Origin of the sequence: Streptomyces sp. NPDC059994 (assembly GCF_042737755.1) — a bacterium.
Classification (GTDB): domain Bacteria; phylum Actinomycetota; class Actinomycetes; order Streptomycetales; family Streptomycetaceae; genus Streptomyces.
In genome coordinates this window covers 11,619-29,649 of the sequence record NZ_JBHWUR010000036.1, presented here as the reverse complement: position 1 = coordinate 29,649, position 18,031 = coordinate 11,619, and the positions used below count along the sequence as shown (strand labels likewise).

Here is an 18,031-nt window from a genome sequence, read left to right as displayed (position 1 = left end):
CCCGTCGAGGTGCCCCGGCCACGTACCATGGGCGGCATGTCGTTCCTCCGCCGCCGCAGCTCCGCCACTCCCGCGGGCCCGGACTTCGATGTCCTGGCCATGGACCCGGGCGACTGGCCCGGAAACCTCGGTGCCGGGCTGCTGCCCGCGCCCGACGGAAGCTGCCAGGGTGTCTTCCTGCGCTACGACCTGTTCGGCGGCCGCGGCCCCGCGATGGTCATCGGCAATCTGCCCGAGGGCTCTCCGGCCAGGGAGCTCGACGAGGGCCAGGTGCCGTTCGAGGTCTCCCAGCTCCTACTGGCGCTGGAGAACGACGAGCCCGTCGAGGTCGTCGGCGCCGAGGACATCCCCGTGATGCAGGGCGACAACCTGCTGATCGTGCGGCGCCTCAAGCTCTCCGAGAGCCGCGTCTCCTGTGTGCAGTTCGACCGCAGCGACAAGGTGCTGGTCACCATCGCCAGCTGGGACCGGCCGATCACCGACGACCTGTACGCGCTCCTGAAGCCGCTGCCCGCGGAGCTCTTCCAGCAGAGCTGACGGTGTCACCGGCAGGTCAGCGGCCTGCCACTGGTCTGATCCACTGATACAACTCACCTTTCTGGCGGCGCTCTTGACGCGCCCTCACCCGGGGTCACACAGTGTGCGCGCACCGCACCCGAGGTGAACTCCCGGCAGGAAGGGTTGTCATGACATCCCATCAGAGGACCAGGCTCGCACTCGCGCTGACCGCCACCGGGGCCTTCGGCCTCACCCTGCTCGCCCCCGTGTCCCCGGCCGGCGCCCAGGACCGCGCCACCGAGTGCCCGCGCGTGCTGAAGTGCGACTGGATCCCGGCGGCCTACCAGCAGAACGGCGATCCGGCCAACAAACAGGCGTACGGGAACTACGACATCGCCGACCGGCCGTCCACCAACCGGATCAAGTACATCGTCCTGCACGACACGGAAGAGGACTACGACGGTACGATCCGGATCTTCCAGGACCCCAAGAGAGCCGTCTCCGCCCACTACGTCGTGCGCTCCTCGGACGGCCATGTGGCGCAGATGGTGAAGACCAAGGACGTGGCCTGGCAGGCCGGGAACTGGTACATCAACACGCACTCCATCGGCATCGAGCAGGAGGGCGTCGCCGTAGAGGGCGCCAAGTGGTACACGCCCGAGATGTACCGCTCCACGGCCGCGCTGGTGCGCTACCTCGCCGCCGAGTACGACATCCCCCTGGACCGCCAGCACATCATCGGCCACGAGAACGTGCCCCCGACGACGGCCGGGGGCACCCGGAAAATGCACTGGGACCCGGGTCCGTACTGGGACTGGAACCGGTTCATGGCCGTGCTCGGCGCACCCACCCGCCCCACCGCGCGGCCGAGCAGCCAACTGGTCACCATCAGCCCCAAGTTCGGCTCCAACCAGCAGGTGTTCCGGGACTGCGAGAAGAACACCGACCTGCCCGTCCAGGGCAGCAGCGCCGTCCCGCTGCACACCGAACCCTCGGCCACGGCCCCGCTGTTCGCGGACCCCGGACTGCACGCGCCCGGTGAGCCCGGCACCAACTGCGCCAACGACTGGGGCAGCAAGATCAGTGCCACCCAGCAGGCCGTGGTGGCCGAGCGCAGGCCGGGCTGGACGGCGATCTGGTGGTACGGCCAGAAGGCCTGGCTCCAGACGCCCGAGCACACCCGCACGACCACACCGACCGCCGGCTACGTCGTACGGCCGAGGGCGGGCCTGACGGAGGTGCCGGTGTACGGCGTCGCCTACCCCGAGAAGGCCGACTACCCGGCCGACTTCACCGCCGTGCACGTCGGCACCCCGCTCGCGTACACCATCAAGGCGGGCCAGTCCTACCCCGGCGGCGGCGAGGCCCCCACCGGCTACTTCTACGCGCCGACGATCGACTCGTCCCTCCCGTACGACCACACGTACTTCCCCGGGGCGGCGAAGTACGTCACCGTGCAGATCGGCCACCGCATCGCCGTGGTGAGGGCCGCCGACGTCGACGTCGTACGGGTGCGCTGAGCGCGCCGCGCACACGGCGGCGCGCCGCGCGTCCGGTGTGTCGGCACCGGGCGCGCGGCGCGCGCCTTTCCCCGGGGCCCGTCCGGCGGAGCAGGTAGCCGGAACGGGCCCCTCACACGGCGGTCAGCGGGTCCCGACCGCCGCACGCACGGCCCGACGCGCCAGCGCGCAGTCGTCGTGCAGCCTGCGCAGCAGCAGCCGCTGCTGCTCCCCGGCCGAAGGCACACCCGGCTGCTGCGACGAGGCCGCGCCCGAGGGCGCCGACTCGCGCATGGTGCGCTGCACGGCCGTCTCGTACGTCCGGATCTCCCGCGTCAGTACGAGCATCAGGTTCACCAGGAAGGCGTCCCGCGCGGCCGGGCCGGCCGCCTGTGCCGCCTGGCTGATCTGGCGCCGGGCCACCGGAGCGTCCCCGAGCACCGCCCACAGCGTCGCCAGGTCGTACCCCGGCAGGTACCAGCCGGCGTGCTCCCAGTCGACGAGCACCGGACCCGCGGGCGACAGCAGGATGTTCGTCAGCAGCGCCTCGCCGTGCGAGAACTGCCATGTGACCGGGCGGCCCGAGTGGGCCAGGCCGTGCAGCAGCTTCTGGAGGTCGCTCAGATCCCGGTCGGTGAAGAGCCCCAGCTCGTGGTAGCGGGTGATCCGCGGCGCGTAGTCCAGCGGCCGGGTGAACATCTCGGCCGGCGGCCGCCAGGCGTTGACCCGGCTGATCGCCCCGAGGGCCGCCCGGACGTCGGCCCGGGGCGGGGCCTCGACCGGGTGCCGGGACAGGGCCGCCGCACGTCCGGGCATCCGCTCGATCACCAGGGTGCAGTTGTCGGGGTCCGCGGCGATCAGCCGCGGCACCCGCACCGGTGGGCGGTGCCGGACGAACGCGCGGTAGACCGCTATTTCGTGCCTGAACCGCTCGGCCCAGACGGGCGAGTGGTCCAGGAGGCACTTGGCGACCGCCGTGGCGCGCCCGGTGGATCCGACGAGCAGCACGGACCGGCCGCTGCGCCGCAGCACCTGCACCGGATTGAACTCAGGACAGATGCGGTGCACCGACGCGATGGCCATCCGCAGCTGCGCGCCCTGCGGGCCGGACAAGTCGATCCTCCCGCTGGGCGGTTGGACGCCCGCCCCGGGCCGGCGCGCGGTCCGGCCGACGCCGAGCGCCGCCGGAGCGGCGTGCGAGGGGTCGAGGTACGGTCCGCCGCCCGCCACCAGGTGACGGTGCGGCCGGGGCGGGGCTGACACGGAGGACGATGCTGTGTACATGGGCGAGACAGATCCCTTCGTGCGCCGACGAGTTGCTGGCCAGCCCGGCCCGGTGGCCCTGATCCCACCCTGGGGAATGGGGTCCGCCTGCCGGGGCGGGGTGGCGCCTTCTTACCCGACACCCGACTGCGGGTGGCACACCATCTGGCGCACCCTGGCGAACCGTGGCGAATAGTCCCACCTCCTCTGACAGGGGGTTACTGTCAACTCAGCCGAGAACCTGGGGGCTTGAAGTGAACGGACAACCCAACACCCGCCTGAACGACCTCTTCGGCCTCGCCGGCTGGTCCAAGGGCGAACTCGCGAGGCTGGTGAACCGGCAGGCGGCGGCAATAGGCCACCCCCAACTGGCCACCGACACCTCACGGGTGCGGCGTTGGATCGACATGGGGGAGTCCCCGCGCGATCCGGTGCCGAGAGTGCTGGCGGCTCTGTTCACCGAGCGGCTCGGCCGTGTCGTGACCATCGAGGACCTCGGTTTCGACCGGCAAGGGCGCGCCGGGAAGCGGCGGGACGTCGGACCCAAGCAGAATCCCGACGGCCTGCCGTGGGCGCCTGAACGGACGGCGGCGGTCCTCACCGAATTCACGGGAATGGACCTCATGCTCAACCGACGCGGTTTGGTGGGCGCGGGCGCCGCGCTCGCCGCAGGCTCCGCACTCAGCAGCGCCATGCACGACTGGCTGCACACCGACCCCGTACTCTCGGCCGACGCCCCCCACCTCGACGATCCCCTGCACGCGGACCCCGCCGGGTACGACCGCTATGAGGCCGCCCCCATCGGGTCGCAGGAGATCGGGGCGCTGGAGCGCTCGGTCGAGGTCTTCCGTGCCTGGGACGCGTCCCGGGGCGGCGGACTTCAGCGCAAGGCCGTGGTGGGTCAGCTCAACGAGGTGGGCGGCATGCTCGCCTACCGTCACCCCGACCATCTCCAGCGGCGCCTGTGGGGCGTCGCCGCCAACCTGGCCGTCCTGGCCGGCTGGATGTCCCACGACATCGGCCTCGAACCGACCGCCCAGAAGTACTTCGTCATCGCCGCGCACGCGGCCCGCGAGGGCGGCGACCGCCCGCGCGCCGGCGAAGCACTCTCCCGCGCCGCCCGGCAGATGGTCCATCTGGGCCGTCCCGACGAAGCGCTCGACCTCATGAAGCTCGCCAAGTCCGGTTCCGGCGAGGAGACCCTGCCGCGCACGCGGGCCATGCTGCACACCATCGAGGCCTGGGCGCAGGCGTCGATGGGGCAGGGCCAGGCGATGCGGCGCACCCTCGGCGAGGCCGAGGAGCTCTTCGTCTCGGACCGGGGCGACGTGCCCGCGCCGAGCTGGATGCAGATGTTCGACGAGGCGGATCTCCACGGCATGCAGGCCCTGGCGTTCCGTACGTTCGCCGAGCACGACGCGAGCGCGGCGGGCATCGCGGCCCGCCATGCAAAACGGGCGCTCGAACTACGGGTCAACGGGCGCCAGCGCTCGAAGATCTTCGACTACATCTCACTCGCCTCGGCCTGCTTCATCGCCGACGACCCCGAACAGGCGGACCGCTACGCCCGGCTGGCCCTGGTGTCGATGGGGGAGACCTCCTCCCACCGCACCTGGGACCGGCTGCGCGAGATGTACCGGCTGACCGGGCAGTACTCCGGCTACCAGAAGATCCAGGACCTGCGCGAGGAGATCCAGCTGGCCCTGCCGAAGGCACCGACGCGCCGGGGCAGGAGCATGGACCTGTAGCGGGCCCGGTCAACCGGGCCCGCTCACGACCGGATTCCGCTCAACCGATCCGTACCGCTGTCAACCGATCCCTGCCGCCGGGTAGTTCACGACCCGATGCGTGCCACCAGCACGCACGCGTCGTCCTCGCGGTCCGTCTCGCCGAACTCCTCGACCACCATACGCACCCCGTCCTGGGCCGTACGGACCGTTTCGAGGCGGGCGGCGAGCTCCAGCAGCCTGCGGCACCCCGGCTCATTGGAGGTGCCCCGGCGGGTCAGCCCGTCGGTGTGCAGGACCAGCAGATCGCCGGGGATCAGCTGCACCTCGGCCTGTCCGTACCCGGCTCCTGACGTCGCTCCGAGCAGCACCCCGTCCGGCGGCGTCAGGGCGCACCCCGTCCCGCCGCGGAACAGCAGCGGGGCGGGGTGTCCTGCTTGTGCCCAGGAGAGGATGCGGGTGGCCGGGTCGTACTGGCAGCAGACCGCGCTGCCGAGCGCGGGCTGGACCGAGTGGTCGAGCAGCTGGTTGAGGTGGCCCATCAGGTCGCCGGGGCGGATGCCGGCGACGGCCATGCCGCGCAGCGCGCCGAGCAGCATGGCCATGGCACCGGTGGCGGTGACGCCGTGGCCGGTGAGGTCTCCGACGGTCAGCAAAGACCTGCCGTCGGGCAGTTCGAGCGCGTCGTACCAGTCGCCGCCGATGAGCGCGCTGGTGGCCGACGGCAGATAGTGCGCCGCCACGTCGAGCGCCGCCGGGTTGCCCTGGGGCAGCCGCAGCGAACCGCGCCACGGCGGCAGCACGGCCTGTTGCAGCTCGACCGCGAGCCGGTGTTCGGTCTGGGCGATGTGCTGCTCGCGCCGCAGCGAGTCGCGCGACTCCCGTACGGCACGCTGGCTGCGGCGCAGCTCGCTGACGTCGCGCAGCACAGCCCACATCGACGCGGTGCAGCCGTCGGCGTCGAGCACGGGCTCGCCCATCATGTGCAGCGTCCGCACGCGCCCGTCGGTCCGGACGATCCGGAACTCGCCGTCGATCGGCTTCCCGTCGACCAGACAGTCCGTCACCATGGCCGTGAGCAGCGCCTGGTCGTCGGCGAACACCATCGAAGGCAGTTCGTCGAGCGACATCGCTCCGCTCTCGGGCGCCCGTCCGAATATCTGGAAGAGCTCCTCGGACCAGTCCACCGCGTCCGTGAGCAGGTTCCACTCGGCGCTGCCGACCCGGCTGAGCAGGGATCCGGGCAGCGGGTCGAGCGCGAGCTCGGGCTGCGGCTCCGCTTCGTCGGTCGCCTCGGGGGCGGGCTCGGGGTGGAGTCCCTCCTTCAGCTGGTCCAAGTGCGTGCCGAGGTCGTCGAGGTGATGGACCGCCAGGTCGCACAGGGCGCGCTGCCAGCGGCCGTGCGGGTCGTCGTCGTCCACGAGCGCGTCCCGCCGTACGGCGTCCACTCCGCCGCGCAGCCGACGGGTCTGTGTGATCAGCGCGTCGACCGTCTCCCGCTCCGGCGGTTGCGGGCTGGGACGGTCCGCGAACAGATGGGACGGCATGACGTACTCCGATACAGGCGCGGCACTGCAAGTCGGAAGGATGGACCGGTAACGACTGTTGCACAGGGAGCGAGGCCCCGTAAGGGATTTGGCAACACTCGATACGGTGGTGCTTCTGGCATATGCCTGCGGCCGACCGGAGGCGATCAGCGCATCCGCCGCCGAACAGGGAAACCATGGGTGCGTGCGGTCCAAACCACCAGTACAGCACCGATTACGAGCGGCAGGGCCGCCCAGGGCAGCGCCCCCGCGCCCGCGTTGTCCAGAACCACGCCTCCGGTGAGCGATCCGGCGGCGATCCCGACGTTGTAGACGGTCGCCTGGAGCGAGGTGGCCACATCGGCGTGCTCCGGTCCCGAGACGTCGACCAGCGCGGTCTGGATCAGCGTCGGCGCGCCGCCGAAGGCCGCGCCCCACAGTGCGACCGCGACCACCAGGACGGCGGGCACCCGACCCAGGGCGCCAAGTGCCGCCATCACAAGGGCGATCAGGGCCAGGGCCCCCAGCAGGGCGGCCCGCAGCCTGCGGTCGGCCAGCGCGCCCGCGAGCCAGATGCCTCCGACGGTCGCGGCCCCGAAGACGAAGAGGACCAGGCCCGCGCGCCCGAACCCGGCGTGCTCGGCGAACGGCATCAGGAACGTGTACATCGCCTGGTGGCCGAGGAGCAGCAGCAGGGTGACGGACAGGACGGTCCGGATGCCCGGCAGGACCGCGATGCGCCGCAGCGGGGTCCGCCCGGCGCTCGGCTCGCCGGGGAAGTCCGGCACGTACCGCAGCGCACACAGGATGAGGAGCGCGGCCAGGACGGCAAGGCCGGCGAAGCCCGCGCGCCAGCCGACGGTGTCCGCCAGCGCGGTGCCCAGCGGCACACCGAGCGAGAGCGCGGCCGTGATGCCCGCGAGGACGATCGCGATGGCGCGGCCCCGGTGTTCGGCGGGGACCATCCGGGCGCCGTACCCCGCGAGCATCGACCACAGGGTGCCGCCCATCGCCCCGGCGAGCAGCCGGGCCGCACATGTCAGGAGGTAGGAGGAGGAGAGCGCGGTGACGGCGTCGGCGAGCGCGAGGCCGGTGAGCGCGCCGGTCAGGACCGTGCGCCGGGGCAGCCCGCGCAGCAGCGCGGTGAGCGGTATCGCGGAGAGGAAGGAGGCGGCCGCGTACAGGGTCACCAGGAATCCCACCCGGCTCTCCGACACCCCCAGTCCGCCGCCCATGCCCGGGAGCAGTCCCGCGGGCAGCAGCTCGGTCAGGGTGGCGGTGAACGCCGTGGCGGCGAGCGTGAGCAGGCCGCCCAGCGGCAGTGCGGCGGGTCCGGTGGCGGTCGGCGCGGCGGTGCGCGCCACAGGTGCGGTCGGCATACGGCCATGATCGAACCCTCACATTAGTGTGAAGGGCAAGTCCCTTTTCCCCGGGGACCGCGCTGACCTGCGCCGGAACCGGTCCCGGGGCGGGGAGCGAGGTTCCCGGCTGTTCATGACATCCTGTGTCGTCACAGCTCGCCGGACAGATCGGCGGACGTCCGGGGGGTTACAGGGGAAGGTCGATGAGGCTCTGCTTTCTGGTGGAGGAGCACTACCGCCACGACGGCATGCCGGTGGAGGTGATCCGCCAACTCGTCGACTGGGGTCATCGAGTGGACGTGCTGCGCCCCGGCGGCTCCCTGCTGCGGATGTCCGAGGTGGTCAGCGCGGGCAGCCATGACGCCTGGGTGCTCAAGACGGTGTCCGGCGGCCCGGGCCTCACGCTCCTGGAGGCCGCCGCCGCGGTCGGCCTGACCACCGTCAACGACGCCCGGTCGATACGGGGCGTACGGGACAAGGCGCTCGCGGCGGCCATCGGCCGCAGCCGGGGCCTGCCGATGCCGACGACGTATGCGGCGGCCGTCCCCGAGCTGCTCGCGGAGATACCCGAGTCCGAGTTCCCGCTGGTGGTCAAGCCCGCCGACGGCAGCGCCGGGCGCGGGGTGTGCCTGGTTCCCTCGCCGGACCGGCTCGCCGCGATGACGGGGCAACTGGCGGGCCAGGGCATGCTGGTGGCCCAGCCGTATGTGCCCAATTCGGGCGTGGACCTCAAGGTGTACTGCGTGGGCGGCGAGCTGTACGCCACCGAGCGCTGTTCCCCGCTCCACCCCGACCACGCGGTGCGCGAGCGGCAGGTGGCGCTGCCCGCAGAGGTGGCCGCGACCGTCGCGCAGGTCGGCGCGGTCTACGGCCTGGACCTGTACGGGGTCGATGTGCTGCTCGGCCCCGACGGGCCGGTGGTGGTCGACGTGAACGACTTCCCGAGCTTCCGTCAGGTCCCCCAGGCGGCGGCGCGGGTGGCGCGCGCGGTGCTCGAACTGGCCCGCACGGGCCGGGGGAGCGGCCCGGACGCCTTCCCGGCCGCCCGTATCCCGGAGCAGCAGCCGGGGGCGGCGGTATGAGGATCGGGCTGATCACGCCGGAACCCGGCCATCCGCTCCTCGCCGCCGCCACCGCCCTGCTCGTCCGCGAGCACACGGTGGAGCCGGTGGACCCGGCTTCGGCGCCCCCGGACCGCGTCGCCGACGTCTATCTGCTCAAGTCCCGTACGCCCCGCGCCCTCGCGCTCGCCCGGGAGCTGGAGCTGCGGGGCGCGGCCGTGCTGAACTCCGCGTCCGCCACGGCCCTCTGCCAGGACCGCACGGCGATGGCGGAGCTGGCCGGCCGGGCCGGGCTGCCGTTCGCGGCCACCCGGACCTTCGCCGCGCTCGCCCCGCTGCCGGACGACCCGGACCTCACGTATCCACTGGTGGTGAAGAGCCGCCACAGCCGCCGCCACGACCTGGTCGCCCGCGCCGACGACGCCGCCGGGCTGCGGGCGCTGGCCGGGGCGTGGGCGCAGGAGCCGGTGGTGGTGCAGGAGTTCACCGCCAACAGCGGCTGGGACCACAAACTGTGGGTGATCGGCGACCGGGTCTTCGCCGCCCTGCGCCGCTCCGAGCTCGCGCCCGGGGGCCGTGGCCCCACCCGCTCGCTCTGCCTCGACGCGCTGCCGCCCGGCTGGGCCGCGCTGGCGCTCCGGGTGGGGGAGGTCTTCGCCCTGGACGTGTACGGGGTGGACCTCATCGACGCGGGCGGTGGGAGCCCGCTCGTGGTGGACGTCAACGCCTTTCCCGGGATACGGGGTCAGCGGGGCGCCCCCGAGGCGCTTGCGGAGCTCGCCCTGGCGGCAGGCGGCGGCCGCCTCATCCCACGGGCGCGGGCACGTCCTGCGGAAGAGTCGTGTTCCACGCCGTGAGCACGGGCCGGCCGTGCTCGGTCCCCAGCCGCGACACGGCCCCGGTGCCGAGCAGGAACAGCGACCCGGCCGAGGCGGGCAGCCCCAGATAGCGGGCCGTCAGGACGCGCAGGAAGTGCGAGTGGGCGACGAGGGCGACGCCGCTGTCGGAATCCTCCGGCGACGCGAGCGCGGCCCGTGCCTCCGCGAGCACCCGGTCGGCCCGTTCGCCGACCTGCTCGGCGCTCTCGCCCGGGTGCGCGGCGGGCCCGGCGGCGACCCCGTCGGTCCACAGGTTCCAGTCGGGGCGGTCACGCTGGATCTCGGGGGTGGTGACGCCCTCGTACCCGCCGTAGTCCCACTCGCTCAGATCGGGCCGCACCCGCGGCGCGGTGAGCCCGGCGAGTTCGGCGGTGCGCCGGGCCCGGGCCGCCGGGCTGACCAGGGTGAGCCCGATCCGGCGCCCGGCCAGCAGCGGCGCCACCGCGCGGGCCTGGGCCTCGCCGTGTTCGGTGAGCGGCAGGTCGGTGTGGCTGGTGTGCTGCCCGGTCAGGGTCCACGCCGTCTCGCCGTGCCGTATCAGGATCAACTCGCCCATGGATGGTTCCCGTTCTCCGCGACCGGCCCGCCGGGCTCGTCCCGCCAGACCGTGTACGGCACAACCAAGTCGCGCCCGGTGGCATTCCGGCAGGTGGGGCCGGTGGCGGAGGTCACGCTCAGCGGGCGAGGAAGGCGACGACGCCCTGCCGAGACGGCGTCGTCGCCGAGCAGGTCGTTGTGCTTGAGGCAACCCGCCGGGTTGTCGACCGCGCCGGTCAGCGGCACGCCGCTGTCCGGGTCGATCACCTCGTCGCGGTTCGACCACCAGGTCCCGTACTCCTTCGGCGCGTCCTCGGCGAGGCCGGTGGGCCGGGTGAGGCCCGAGGCGTCCGGGCCGCCCGCCGCCATCCTCAGGACGCCCTTGCGCGCCCCGGGACCGGTCGCCCGGCGCCGGGCGACCGCGACGGTCAGGTGCGGGCCCGCACCGGGGTGGCGCCAGTCGCGCGGGACGGCCATGGCCGCGCACTCCAGCGCGCCCGAGTCGCAGGGCCCCGCCATTCGAGGTGCTGCTGGAGATAGCGGTCGGGCACGCGGGTGACGCCTGCCGGAGGGCGGAGTCGGCGGTGAGCGCGAGCGCCACCAGGGGCGGCCCGCCGTTCAGCGCCGGCCACGCCACATGGGCCGGATACGCCTGGCAGCCGGCCAGCGGTTCGTACCGCTCGACATCGTCCGCGTCGAGCCCGCAGGCGGCCCCGTACGCGCCGAGCCGCTCCTGGGCGAGCGTCTCGCCGGTCGCGAGCGGGGCGAAGAACCCCGCGCAGGGCGGAGTTGCCCGCTCCCGCCGACCGGTCGGCGAGGAAGGCGAAGGCGCAGCGGCTCGCGGAGCTGCGGGCGGACGCGTCGCTGATGCCGGTGGCGGTCGGGGAACTGATGCGGTTCTCTCCATCGCGGACGGCATTCTGCGGGTGGCGACCGAGGACATCGAGGTGGCCGGGACCGTGATCCGTGCCGAGGAGGGCGTGGTGCTCTCCACCTCCCTGGTCAACCGGGACGGCTCGGTCTATCCGGACGCCGACGCGCTCGACCGGCACCGGTCGGCCCGCCGCCACGTGGGCTTCGGGTTCGGCATCCACCAGTGCCTGGGGCAGAACCTGGCGCGGGCCGAGATGGAGATCGCCCTGGGCGGCCTCTTCGCGCGGCTGCCGGGGCTGCGGCTTGCGGCGCCCGCCGACCGGATTCCGTTCAAACCGGGCGACACCCTCCAGGGGATGCTGGAACTCCCCGTCACTTGGTAGTGGAGTGGGCTCATGAGGATCAGCATCAATGGTGACGTCTGTATCGGCTCGGGGCAGTGCGCCCTGACGGCGCCGGGTGTGTTCACCCAGGACGACGACGGCTTCAGCGAGTTGCTGCCGGGGCGCGCGGACGGCGGGGGAGACCCCATGGCCCGCGAGGCGGCCCGCGCCTGCCCGGTGCAGGCCATCTCGCTCGCGGACTGAGAACGCGCCGGTGGTACGGCACCGGTTCGTGTGCCGTACCACCGGTGGCCGCGGCCGTCAGCGGCCCGTGTGCCGCAGCCGTACGACGGGAATGTCCCGCTCGGTCTTGTTCTGGTACTCCGCGTACGGCGGGAACACCTCCACCAGGTGCGGCCACACCCTGGCCTTCTCCTCCGGGGAGAGGGTCTCGGCGCGGGCCGGGAACCGCTCGGCGCCGACCCGGACGCTGACGTCCGGCTCGTCCACGAGGTTGAGGTACCAGAGCGGGTGGTCGTCGGATCCGCCCTTGGAGGCCACGATCAGATGGTCGTCGCCGTCGCGCCCGTAGATCAGCACGGTGCGCCGTACGGTGCCGGTGCGGCGGCCGACGTAGTCCAGGAGCAGACAGGGCGCGCCGTGCAGGGTCGTTCCTCTGGTGCCGCCCGACTCCTCGTACAGCTGGGCCTGTTTGGCCACCCAGCCGGTCGGGCTGATCTCCACCGAGCCGCCTTCTCCGGGTTTCAGAGTCACTGCGTCCTCCCTTGCCGAGGGTGATTCGCCTTCCAGCCTGCCCCACTCGGCGGGGGCGAGTCGTCGGGGCGCACCCGGGCGGCCGGAAACGTCTCCGCGCGGAAGCCCGGCCGCCCGGCCGTCAGCCTCCGGTGGTGGAGCCGGGCCGCAGGATCATGAGGACGGTCACCGCCGCCCACAGGAGGTTGAACACCCCGGTGAACATGGCCAGTCGGACGGTCCGGCGTGCGCCGACGGCGGTCACCGGTCCGGTGTGCCCGCCCGTGGCGGCCGCGTCGAGCTCGGTGAGTACCGCGTCCTGGCGCGGCAGGACGAGCGCGATCAGCGCGCCCGCCGCGAGCGTTGTCAGCACGATCGAGACGATCAGCCAGGTGTCGCCGAGGATGTGCATGTTCTTCGCCGTGGCGAACCCGAAGACGGGCACCGCGACGCCCACGGCGGCGTAGACCCGGCAGATCCGGTACAGCAGCCGCACCGACGCCAGCGCCTGCGCGTCATCGGGCGCGGCCAGTGCCCGCCGGGCGGTGGGCGGGAACATGCTGGCGGCCACGGCGACCGGTCCGACGGCGAGGATCGCGGCCAGGATGTGCACGGTGAGGAGGAACTTCGTCACGAGCTGGGCACTTTCGTACGGGTGTGAGGGCTCCCGGACGGGGGCCCCGGCCGACGTTATGGCGTGCTCGTGCGCCGGAGAAGTGGCGGGAGTGCCAGCATCCAACGGATTCCCGCCAACTCGCTCGGGCGGGTGCGCCGCCGTCCGTACACAGGGTTCCCGGGGCGTTTTCAGTGCCGGAACCTATGATGATGGAAGATCACTTCCATTCGGAGTGGCCGCCCGCTCGGCGCCGGAGGTTCGTTGTGGAGCAGAAGTCCGTCACCGTCGTCACCGGCGGCAGCCGCGGTATCGGCGCCGCGGTCTGCGCCCGTCTGGCCGCCGACGGCCACGACGTGGTCGTGGGCTACCGCTCGGCCGCCGCGGCCGCCGAAGCCGTCGCCGAGGAGGTGCGCGCGGCGGGCCGCAACAGCCTGGCGGTGGCGGTCGACACGGCGGACGAGGCCTCCGTGGACCGGCTCTTCGACGCCGCCGCCACGCTCGGCCCGGTCACCGGGCTCGTCAACAACGCGGGGGTCAGCGGGCCCAACGGCCGTCTCGCCGACGCCGACGCGGAGGGGATGCGCCGGGCCATCGACGTCAATGTGCTGGGCTATCTGCTCTGCGCCCGCCGGGCCGTGCGCGACATGGCGGCGCGGGGCGGCGGGTCCATAGTCAACATCTCCTCGGCCGCGGCCACCCTGGGCAGCCCCGGGCAGTACGTGCACTACGCCGCCACCAAGGCGGCTGTCGACGCCATGACGGTCGGGCTTTCCAAGGAGGTCGCGGCCGACGGCATCCGGGTCAACTGTGTGGCGCCGGGCATCATCTGGACCGGCTTCCACGAGGACCCCGAGCGCCCCGCGAAGCTCGCCGACGCCATCCCGATGGGCCGGGCCGGGCGGCCGGACGAGATCGCCGGAGCGGTCGCGTGGCTGCTCTGCGACGACGCCTCGTACGCGACGGGGACCGTCATGCGGGTGGCGGGCGGGATGTAGCCGGGAGCTGCCCCGGCGTCAGGTCAGCGGACCCGGCGAGGGCATCGGTTCCGGTACGGGGTCGGGCCCCGGCGGGTTGGGTACGGGATCCGGCTCCGGCACGGGCAGGGGCCCCGGCAGCGGTCCCGGCCCCGGCGCGGGCGGGCCGGGCGTCGGCCCCGGAGTGGGCGTCGGCGGCGCGGGATCGGGCGGGCCGGGGGTCGGCCCGGGGCCCGGGGTGGGCCCCGGCGTCGGCGGGTTGGGATCGGGGTACGGGGGCTGGGTCATCGGGACCTCCTGGGTGCTCCGGCCCTGCTCCGGGCCGATGGGCGGGGCGTCGGCTCCGCGCCCGGGACCTGGCCCGTGCGGGCCGACGCCGTCTCCACTGTCTCCTCCAGCGCGTGCCCACGCCCGTCGGCCGTACTCCATCCGTCGCCGAGCGCGGCCCCTTCCGGGCGGTCCGGGGGCCGGGTCAGTCGACGCCGTCCCCAAGGGATTCGAGGAGCTCGCGCAGGGTCCCCGCGAGTGCGTCCCGCCGGTCCGCGCCGAGGGCGGCGAGCAGCCGTTCCTCCGTGGCGAGGTGGTCGGGCAGCGCCCGGTCGATGAGCGCGCGGCCCTCGGCGGTGAGGGCGACCTCGACGACCCGGCCGTCGGCCGCGCTCGGGGAGCGGGTCACCAGGCCGCGCGCCTCCAGCCGGTCGAGGCGCTGCGAGACGGCGCCCGAGGTCACCATGGCGGAGCGCATCAGCTCGGCGGGGGTGAGCAGATGGGGCGGCGGGCTGCGGCGCAGGGTCGCGAGCACGTCGAAGGAGGCGGGGTCGAGGCCGTGCTCGGCGAAGGTGCGGCGCAGCTCGGTCTCGATGAGCCGGGAGAGGCGTTTCAGCCGCCCGATCACCGCCATCGGCGATACATCGAGGTCGGGGCGGCGCTCGCCCCACTGCGCGAGCAGGAGGTCCACATGGTCGGTCACGGACCCACACTAGCCAATCTCTTAGCGATGAGATACTTTTCTCTTAGCGCTAAGAGAAATCTTCCAGCGCGACCGGACGAACCAGAAGGAGCGGACACTCATGCGCATCACCGTCTTCGGAGCCGCGGGAAACGTCGGCAGCCGCGTCGTGGCCGAGGCCGTCGCCCGGGGGCACGAGGTCGCCGCCGTCGTGCGTGACCGGGCCCGCTTCCCCGAACTCCACCCGGCCGCCCTCGCCCGTACCGGCGACGCGCAGAACGTCGACGACATAGCCGAGCTGAGCGCCGGACAGGACCTGGTCATCAGCGCCACCCGGCCCGCTCCGGGCAGCGAGGGCGACCTCGTCACGGTGACCAAGGCACTCCTGGCCGGGCTCGCCGGAACCGGAGTGCGGGTACTGGTCGTCGGCGGCGCCGCCACCCTGACGCTGCCCGGCGCCGGCGGCGCCACCGTCGTCGACGCCCCCGACTTCCCGGCCGACTGGCGGCCCATCGCGCAGGCGTGCACCGAGCAGCTCGCCGTCTGGCGCGCCGAGACCGAGGTCGACTGGGCCTACCTCAGCCCGGCCGCCCTCCTGGAGCCGGGCGAGCGCACCGGCAGCTACCGGCTCGGTGCCGACGAGCTCCTGGTGGACGACCGGGGCGAGTCCGCGATCTCCATGGAGGACCTCGCGGTGGCGCTCCTCGACGAGGCGGAGGAGCCCCGCCACCACCGGACGAGGTTCACCGTGGCGTACTGAGGCGCCGCCCTCAGTGCCCGAGCAGCACCCTCAACTCGGGCTGGAGCAGCTCCCCGTGGGCCTGTACGAGGTCGTCGCACAGGTCCCAGATCCGCTCCACCGGCAGCGTGGCGGCGGTCGCCGCGTCGGTCATCGCGGCGTGCCGCACATGCCGGGGCTCGCCCTCGGTGGCGGCCCGGACCACCAGATCGGTGACGCTCGCGTACGTACGGTTCAGCGCCGCGCACTGCGGCGGCAGCGCGCCGACGTGGGTCGGCTGCACGCCCGACGCGTCGACCAGACACGGGACTTCGACCACCGAGTCGGTCGGCAGATTGCTGATCAGCCCCTGGTTGGGGACGTTGCCGTAGATCGTGCGGGGGGTGCCCGTCACGATGCTGTGGACGATCTGCGGGGCGTACTCCATGGTGCCCTCGACCGGCAGCGGCCGCCCCGCCGCCAGGGCGCTGCGGGTGCGCTCGTAGCTGACCGTGTTGTCCTCGATGATGTCGAGGTACGCGCCGATCGGCAGCCGCAGCCGCTCCACCTCGCTGTCGTGGTGCAGGTACCACGGCACGTATTCGGAGGAGTGCTCGCTGGTCTCGGTGGGGTAGTGGCCGAGCCTGCGGTACATGTCCACGCGGACGCGGCGCGGCAGTTCGCGGTCCTTCTCGATGGCGGCGTCCAGGAGCGGGTGCAGATCCCGGCCGTCGCGCTCGAAGCGCAGCACCCACGCCTGGTGGTTCATCCCGGCGGCCAGGTACGACACCTCGGAGAAGTCCACGCCGACCAGCTCGGCCAGGTCGTGCATCGTCCAGTACACCGAGTGGCACAGGCCCACCGCCTTCAGCCGGGGGGCGATCCGGTGCAGATAGAGGAGGTTCATCGCCATCGGGTTGGTGTAGTTCAGCAGCCAGGCGTCCGGGCAGAGTTCGGCCATGTCCTCGGCGATCGACCGCAGCACCGGGAAGGTGCGCAGGGCCCGGAAGATGCCGCCGACGCCGAGCGTGTCCCCGATGGTCTGGCGCAGCCCGTAGCGGGCGGGGACGGCGAAGTCGGTGCGGGTCGCCGCGTTCATGCCGACCTGGACGGTGTTGATGACGAAGTGCGCGCCGTCGAGCGCGCCGCGCCGGTCGGGGTGCGCGGTGATGACGGGCGCGACCTTCAGCGCCCCCGCGATGTGCCGGGCCGCCGCCTCGCTGGTCGCCAGCCGCTCGGGGTCGATGTCGTGCAGCGCGATCCGCAGCCGGGTGAACTCGGGGAAGGCGAACAGGTCGGCCAGCAGCCCCTGGGTGAACACCACGCTGCCCGCGCCCATGAAGGCGATCTTCACTTCGGCCGGTTCGGCCATCTCGGTGACTCCAGTCGTCTCGGTCGTCGTCTCGGTCGTCGTCTCGGTCATGCGGAAACTCCGGTAACTCTCGTGACTCCGGTGACTCCCGTGCTCGGAACGCGGGCGACGGCCTCGTCCCAGGTGGGCTGGGCCGCGGTGCCGCCGCGGCCGCGGGTGGACAGCGAGCCGCAGGCCGCTGCGACGGCCAGCGCGTCCGCGAGGCCGAGCCCGCGCAGTACGGCGGCGACGAATCCGGCGTCGAAGCTGTCCCCGGCCCCGACCGTGTCGAGCGGCTCGACGGGCAGGGCGGGAGCCGTGGTGACCCGCGCCCCGTCGTGCGCGAGCGCCCCCTCGGCGCCGTTCTTGACCACGACGAGCGGGCCGCGCCGGGCCAGTGCGGCCGCCGCCTCGGCCACGCCCTTGGCGACCCCGGTCATGGCGCGCGCCTCGGCCGCGTTGGGCAGCACCTGGTCCGTCACCTTCAGGACCGGGTCGAGCAGTTCCGGGTCCCAGCGGCCGGACGGGTCGTCGTTGGTGTCGAGGGAGGTGGTCGCGCCGAGCTCGCGCGCCCGCGCGAACATCTCGGCGAGCGCCCCGGCGAGCCGCGGCATCAGGAAGAACGAGGCCGCGTGGACGTGCCGGGTCCCGGCGAGCAGCGCCTCGGGGACGTCCCCGGGCCCGGTCGCGGTCAGACATCCCGGCGCGGTGAGGATCGCCCGGTCGGCGCCCCGGGTGAGGACGGCGGTGAGCGGGGTGGCCCGTTCGGGGTCGGTGGTCAGGGCCGAGGTGTCGACTCCGCGTGCGGCCAGGGCCGTACGGACGAAGGCGCCCGCCGGGTCGTCGCCGACGCGGCCCGCGAACGCCACGCGCAGCCCGAGCCGGGCCGCGCCGCACGCCATGATCGCGGCGGAGCCGCCGAGAACGAGGTCGGCCCGCTCGACGAGCTGTTCGCGCTGGCCGTACGCGAGGTCGCGCGGCACCGGGCCGAGGACCACGTCCGGGTTGGCGTCGCCCACGACGAGGAGGTCGAAGGGGCGCGCGGAAGGCGGAGGCGCCGGTGGTGGGGGCGCGGGTGGTGAAGGCATGGCAAAGGGCTTTCCGGTCCGGGGGAGTCGAGTGAC

18 protein-coding genes and 1 pseudogene are annotated in these 18,031 nt (G+C 73.2%); 9 read left to right on the top strand and 10 right to left on the bottom strand.

The annotated features are described in order from the left end of the window. Positions 1-36 precede the first annotated feature (36 nt). The gene (locus ACFWA7_RS19615; protein ID WP_385824124.1) at positions 37-537 is read left to right on the top strand and encodes a hypothetical protein; all 501 of its coding nucleotides are present in this window, start codon (positions 37-39) and stop codon (positions 535-537) included. A gap of 149 nt (positions 538-686) precedes the next feature. Then, positions 687-2,018, top strand: coding sequence for an N-acetylmuramoyl-L-alanine amidase (locus ACFWA7_RS19610; protein ID WP_385824122.1), 1,332 nt, complete (start codon positions 687-689; stop codon positions 2,016-2,018). A 123-nt stretch (positions 2,019-2,141) separates the two neighbouring features. Here ACFWA7_RS19610 and ACFWA7_RS19605 read toward each other — a convergent pair whose 3' ends face one another. Continuing rightward, positions 2,142-3,281, bottom strand: coding sequence for an aminoglycoside phosphotransferase family protein (locus tag ACFWA7_RS19605; protein WP_385539225.1), 1,140 nt, complete (start codon positions 3,279-3,281; stop codon positions 2,142-2,144). A gap of 233 nt (positions 3,282-3,514) precedes the next feature. Here ACFWA7_RS19605 and ACFWA7_RS19600 point away from each other — a divergent pair, with 233 nt between their 5' ends. Further along, on the top strand, positions 3,515-5,008 hold the full coding sequence (locus ACFWA7_RS19600; protein ID WP_385824120.1) for a hypothetical protein: 1,494 nt from the start codon (positions 3,515-3,517) through the stop codon (positions 5,006-5,008). Positions 5,009-5,094: 86 nt separating this feature from the next. Here the strand turns inward: ACFWA7_RS19600 and ACFWA7_RS19595 are convergent, their stop codons facing one another. Continuing rightward, entirely contained in the window at positions 5,095-6,534 is a 1,440-nt protein-coding gene (locus ACFWA7_RS19595) for a PP2C family protein-serine/threonine phosphatase (protein WP_385824118.1), read from the bottom strand. Positions 6,535-6,680: 146 nt separating this feature from the next. Next, positions 6,681-7,892, bottom strand: a complete 1,212-nt coding sequence (locus ACFWA7_RS19590) for an MFS transporter (RefSeq protein WP_385539219.1) — start codon at positions 7,890-7,892, stop codon at positions 6,681-6,683. Positions 7,893-8,077: 185 nt separating this feature from the next. Here ACFWA7_RS19590 and ACFWA7_RS19585 point away from each other — a divergent pair, with 185 nt between their 5' ends. Both ACFWA7_RS19585 and ACFWA7_RS19580 read left to right on the top strand, forming a co-directional pair. Further along, on the top strand, positions 8,078-8,956 hold the full coding sequence (locus ACFWA7_RS19585) for a RimK family alpha-L-glutamate ligase (RefSeq protein WP_385539217.1): 879 nt from the start codon (positions 8,078-8,080) through the stop codon (positions 8,954-8,956). Beyond that, positions 8,953-9,792: a RimK family alpha-L-glutamate ligase gene (locus ACFWA7_RS19580; protein ID WP_385824116.1), complete on the top strand. Its 840-nt coding sequence runs from the start codon at positions 8,953-8,955 to the stop codon at positions 9,790-9,792. Before ACFWA7_RS19585 ends, ACFWA7_RS19580 begins: the two co-directional genes overlap by 4 nt. Here the strand turns inward: ACFWA7_RS19580 and ACFWA7_RS19575 are convergent. Both ACFWA7_RS19575 and ACFWA7_RS19570 read right to left on the bottom strand, forming a co-directional pair. After that, positions 9,740-10,369, bottom strand: coding sequence for a histidine phosphatase family protein (locus tag ACFWA7_RS19575; RefSeq protein WP_385539213.1), 630 nt, complete (start codon positions 10,367-10,369; stop codon positions 9,740-9,742). The two genes, ACFWA7_RS19580 and ACFWA7_RS19575, sit on opposite strands and share 53 nt — an antisense overlap. Next, positions 10,357-10,869 carry a hypothetical protein gene (locus ACFWA7_RS19570; protein WP_385824114.1) on the bottom strand — a complete coding sequence of 171 codons (513 nt, stop codon included), beginning with the start codon at positions 10,867-10,869 and terminating at the stop codon, positions 10,357-10,359. The genes ACFWA7_RS19575 and ACFWA7_RS19570 overlap by 13 nt, the downstream gene beginning before the upstream one ends. Positions 10,870-11,184: 315 nt before the next feature. Here ACFWA7_RS19570 and ACFWA7_RS19565 point away from each other — a divergent pair. Next, a pseudogene (locus tag ACFWA7_RS19565) lies at positions 11,185-11,606 on the top strand (cytochrome P450); the annotation flags it as partial. 12 nt (positions 11,607-11,618) lie between these two features. Then, a complete protein-coding gene (locus ACFWA7_RS19560; RefSeq protein ID WP_385539210.1) occupies positions 11,619-11,810 on the top strand; it encodes a ferredoxin in 192 nt (63 codons plus the stop codon). Between the two features lie 57 nt (positions 11,811-11,867). Here ACFWA7_RS19560 and ACFWA7_RS19555 read toward each other — a convergent pair whose 3' ends face one another. After that, a complete protein-coding gene (locus ACFWA7_RS19555; RefSeq protein WP_385539208.1) occupies positions 11,868-12,320 on the bottom strand; it encodes a nitroreductase family deazaflavin-dependent oxidoreductase in 453 nt (150 codons plus the stop codon). Positions 12,321-12,441: 121 nt separating this feature from the next. Next, positions 12,442-12,933, bottom strand: a complete 492-nt coding sequence (locus ACFWA7_RS19550; RefSeq protein WP_385824112.1) for a DUF2269 family protein — start codon at positions 12,931-12,933, stop codon at positions 12,442-12,444. A gap of 245 nt (positions 12,934-13,178) precedes the next feature. Between ACFWA7_RS19550 and ACFWA7_RS19545 the strand changes: the two genes are divergently transcribed. Next, positions 13,179-13,910 carry an SDR family NAD(P)-dependent oxidoreductase gene (locus tag ACFWA7_RS19545; RefSeq protein WP_385539204.1) on the top strand — a complete coding sequence of 244 codons (732 nt, stop codon included), beginning with the start codon at positions 13,179-13,181 and terminating at the stop codon, positions 13,908-13,910. 451 nt (positions 13,911-14,361) lie between these two features. Here ACFWA7_RS19545 and ACFWA7_RS19540 read toward each other — a convergent pair whose 3' ends face one another. After that, positions 14,362-14,859, bottom strand: coding sequence for a MarR family winged helix-turn-helix transcriptional regulator (locus ACFWA7_RS19540; RefSeq protein ID WP_385539202.1), 498 nt, complete (start codon positions 14,857-14,859; stop codon positions 14,362-14,364). Positions 14,860-14,959: 100 nt separating this feature from the next. Between ACFWA7_RS19540 and ACFWA7_RS19535 the strand changes: the two genes are divergently transcribed. Continuing rightward, positions 14,960-15,598, top strand: coding sequence for an NAD(P)-dependent oxidoreductase (locus ACFWA7_RS19535; protein ID WP_385824110.1), 639 nt, complete (start codon positions 14,960-14,962; stop codon positions 15,596-15,598). A 10-nt stretch (positions 15,599-15,608) separates the two neighbouring features. Here the strand turns inward: ACFWA7_RS19535 and ACFWA7_RS19530 are convergent, their stop codons facing one another. Both ACFWA7_RS19530 and ACFWA7_RS19525 read right to left on the bottom strand, forming a co-directional pair. Then, positions 15,609-16,928 carry an alpha-glucosidase/alpha-galactosidase gene (locus tag ACFWA7_RS19530; protein ID WP_385539269.1) on the bottom strand — a complete coding sequence of 440 codons (1,320 nt, stop codon included), beginning with the start codon at positions 16,926-16,928 and terminating at the stop codon, positions 15,609-15,611. Positions 16,929-16,975: 47 nt separating this feature from the next. Further along, positions 16,976-17,995, bottom strand: coding sequence for a carbohydrate kinase family protein (locus ACFWA7_RS19525; protein ID WP_385824108.1), 1,020 nt, complete (start codon positions 17,993-17,995; stop codon positions 16,976-16,978). Positions 17,996-18,031 lie beyond the last annotated feature (36 nt).

Bases quoted from the DNA above. Each gene is read 5' to 3' on its own strand.
- ACFWA7_RS19615 (WP_385824124.1), top strand. From the start codon at position 37: ATGTCGTTCCTCCGCCGCCGCAGCTCCGCCACTCCCGCGGGCCCGGAC.
- ACFWA7_RS19610 (WP_385824122.1), top strand. From the start codon at position 687: ATGACATCCCATCAGAGGACCAGGCTCGCACTCGCGCTGACCGCCACC.
- ACFWA7_RS19605 (WP_385539225.1), bottom strand. From the start codon at position 3,281: ATGTACACAGCATCGTCCTCCGTGTCAGCCCCGCCCCGGCCGCACCGT.
- ACFWA7_RS19595 (WP_385824118.1), bottom strand. From the start codon at position 6,534: ATGCCGTCCCATCTGTTCGCGGACCGTCCCAGCCCGCAACCGCCGGAG.
- ACFWA7_RS19590 (WP_385539219.1), bottom strand. From the start codon at position 7,892: ATGCCGACCGCACCTGTGGCGCGCACCGCCGCGCCGACCGCCACCGGA.
- ACFWA7_RS19585 (WP_385539217.1), top strand. From the start codon at position 8,078: ATGAGGCTCTGCTTTCTGGTGGAGGAGCACTACCGCCACGACGGCATG.
- ACFWA7_RS19580 (WP_385824116.1), top strand. From the start codon at position 8,953: ATGAGGATCGGGCTGATCACGCCGGAACCCGGCCATCCGCTCCTCGCC.
- ACFWA7_RS19575 (WP_385539213.1), bottom strand. From the start codon at position 10,369: ATGGGCGAGTTGATCCTGATACGGCACGGCGAGACGGCGTGGACCCTG.
- ACFWA7_RS19570 (WP_385824114.1), bottom strand. From the start codon at position 10,869: ATGGCGGGGCCCTGCGACTCGGGCGCGCTGGAGTGCGCGGCCATGGCC.
- ACFWA7_RS19560 (WP_385539210.1), top strand. From the start codon at position 11,619: ATGAGGATCAGCATCAATGGTGACGTCTGTATCGGCTCGGGGCAGTGC.
- ACFWA7_RS19535 (WP_385824110.1), top strand. From the start codon at position 14,960: ATGCGCATCACCGTCTTCGGAGCCGCGGGAAACGTCGGCAGCCGCGTC.
- ACFWA7_RS19530 (WP_385539269.1), bottom strand. From the start codon at position 16,928: ATGGCCGAACCGGCCGAAGTGAAGATCGCCTTCATGGGCGCGGGCAGC.
- ACFWA7_RS19525 (WP_385824108.1), bottom strand. From the start codon at position 17,995: ATGCCTTCACCACCCGCGCCCCCACCACCGGCGCCTCCGCCTTCCGCG.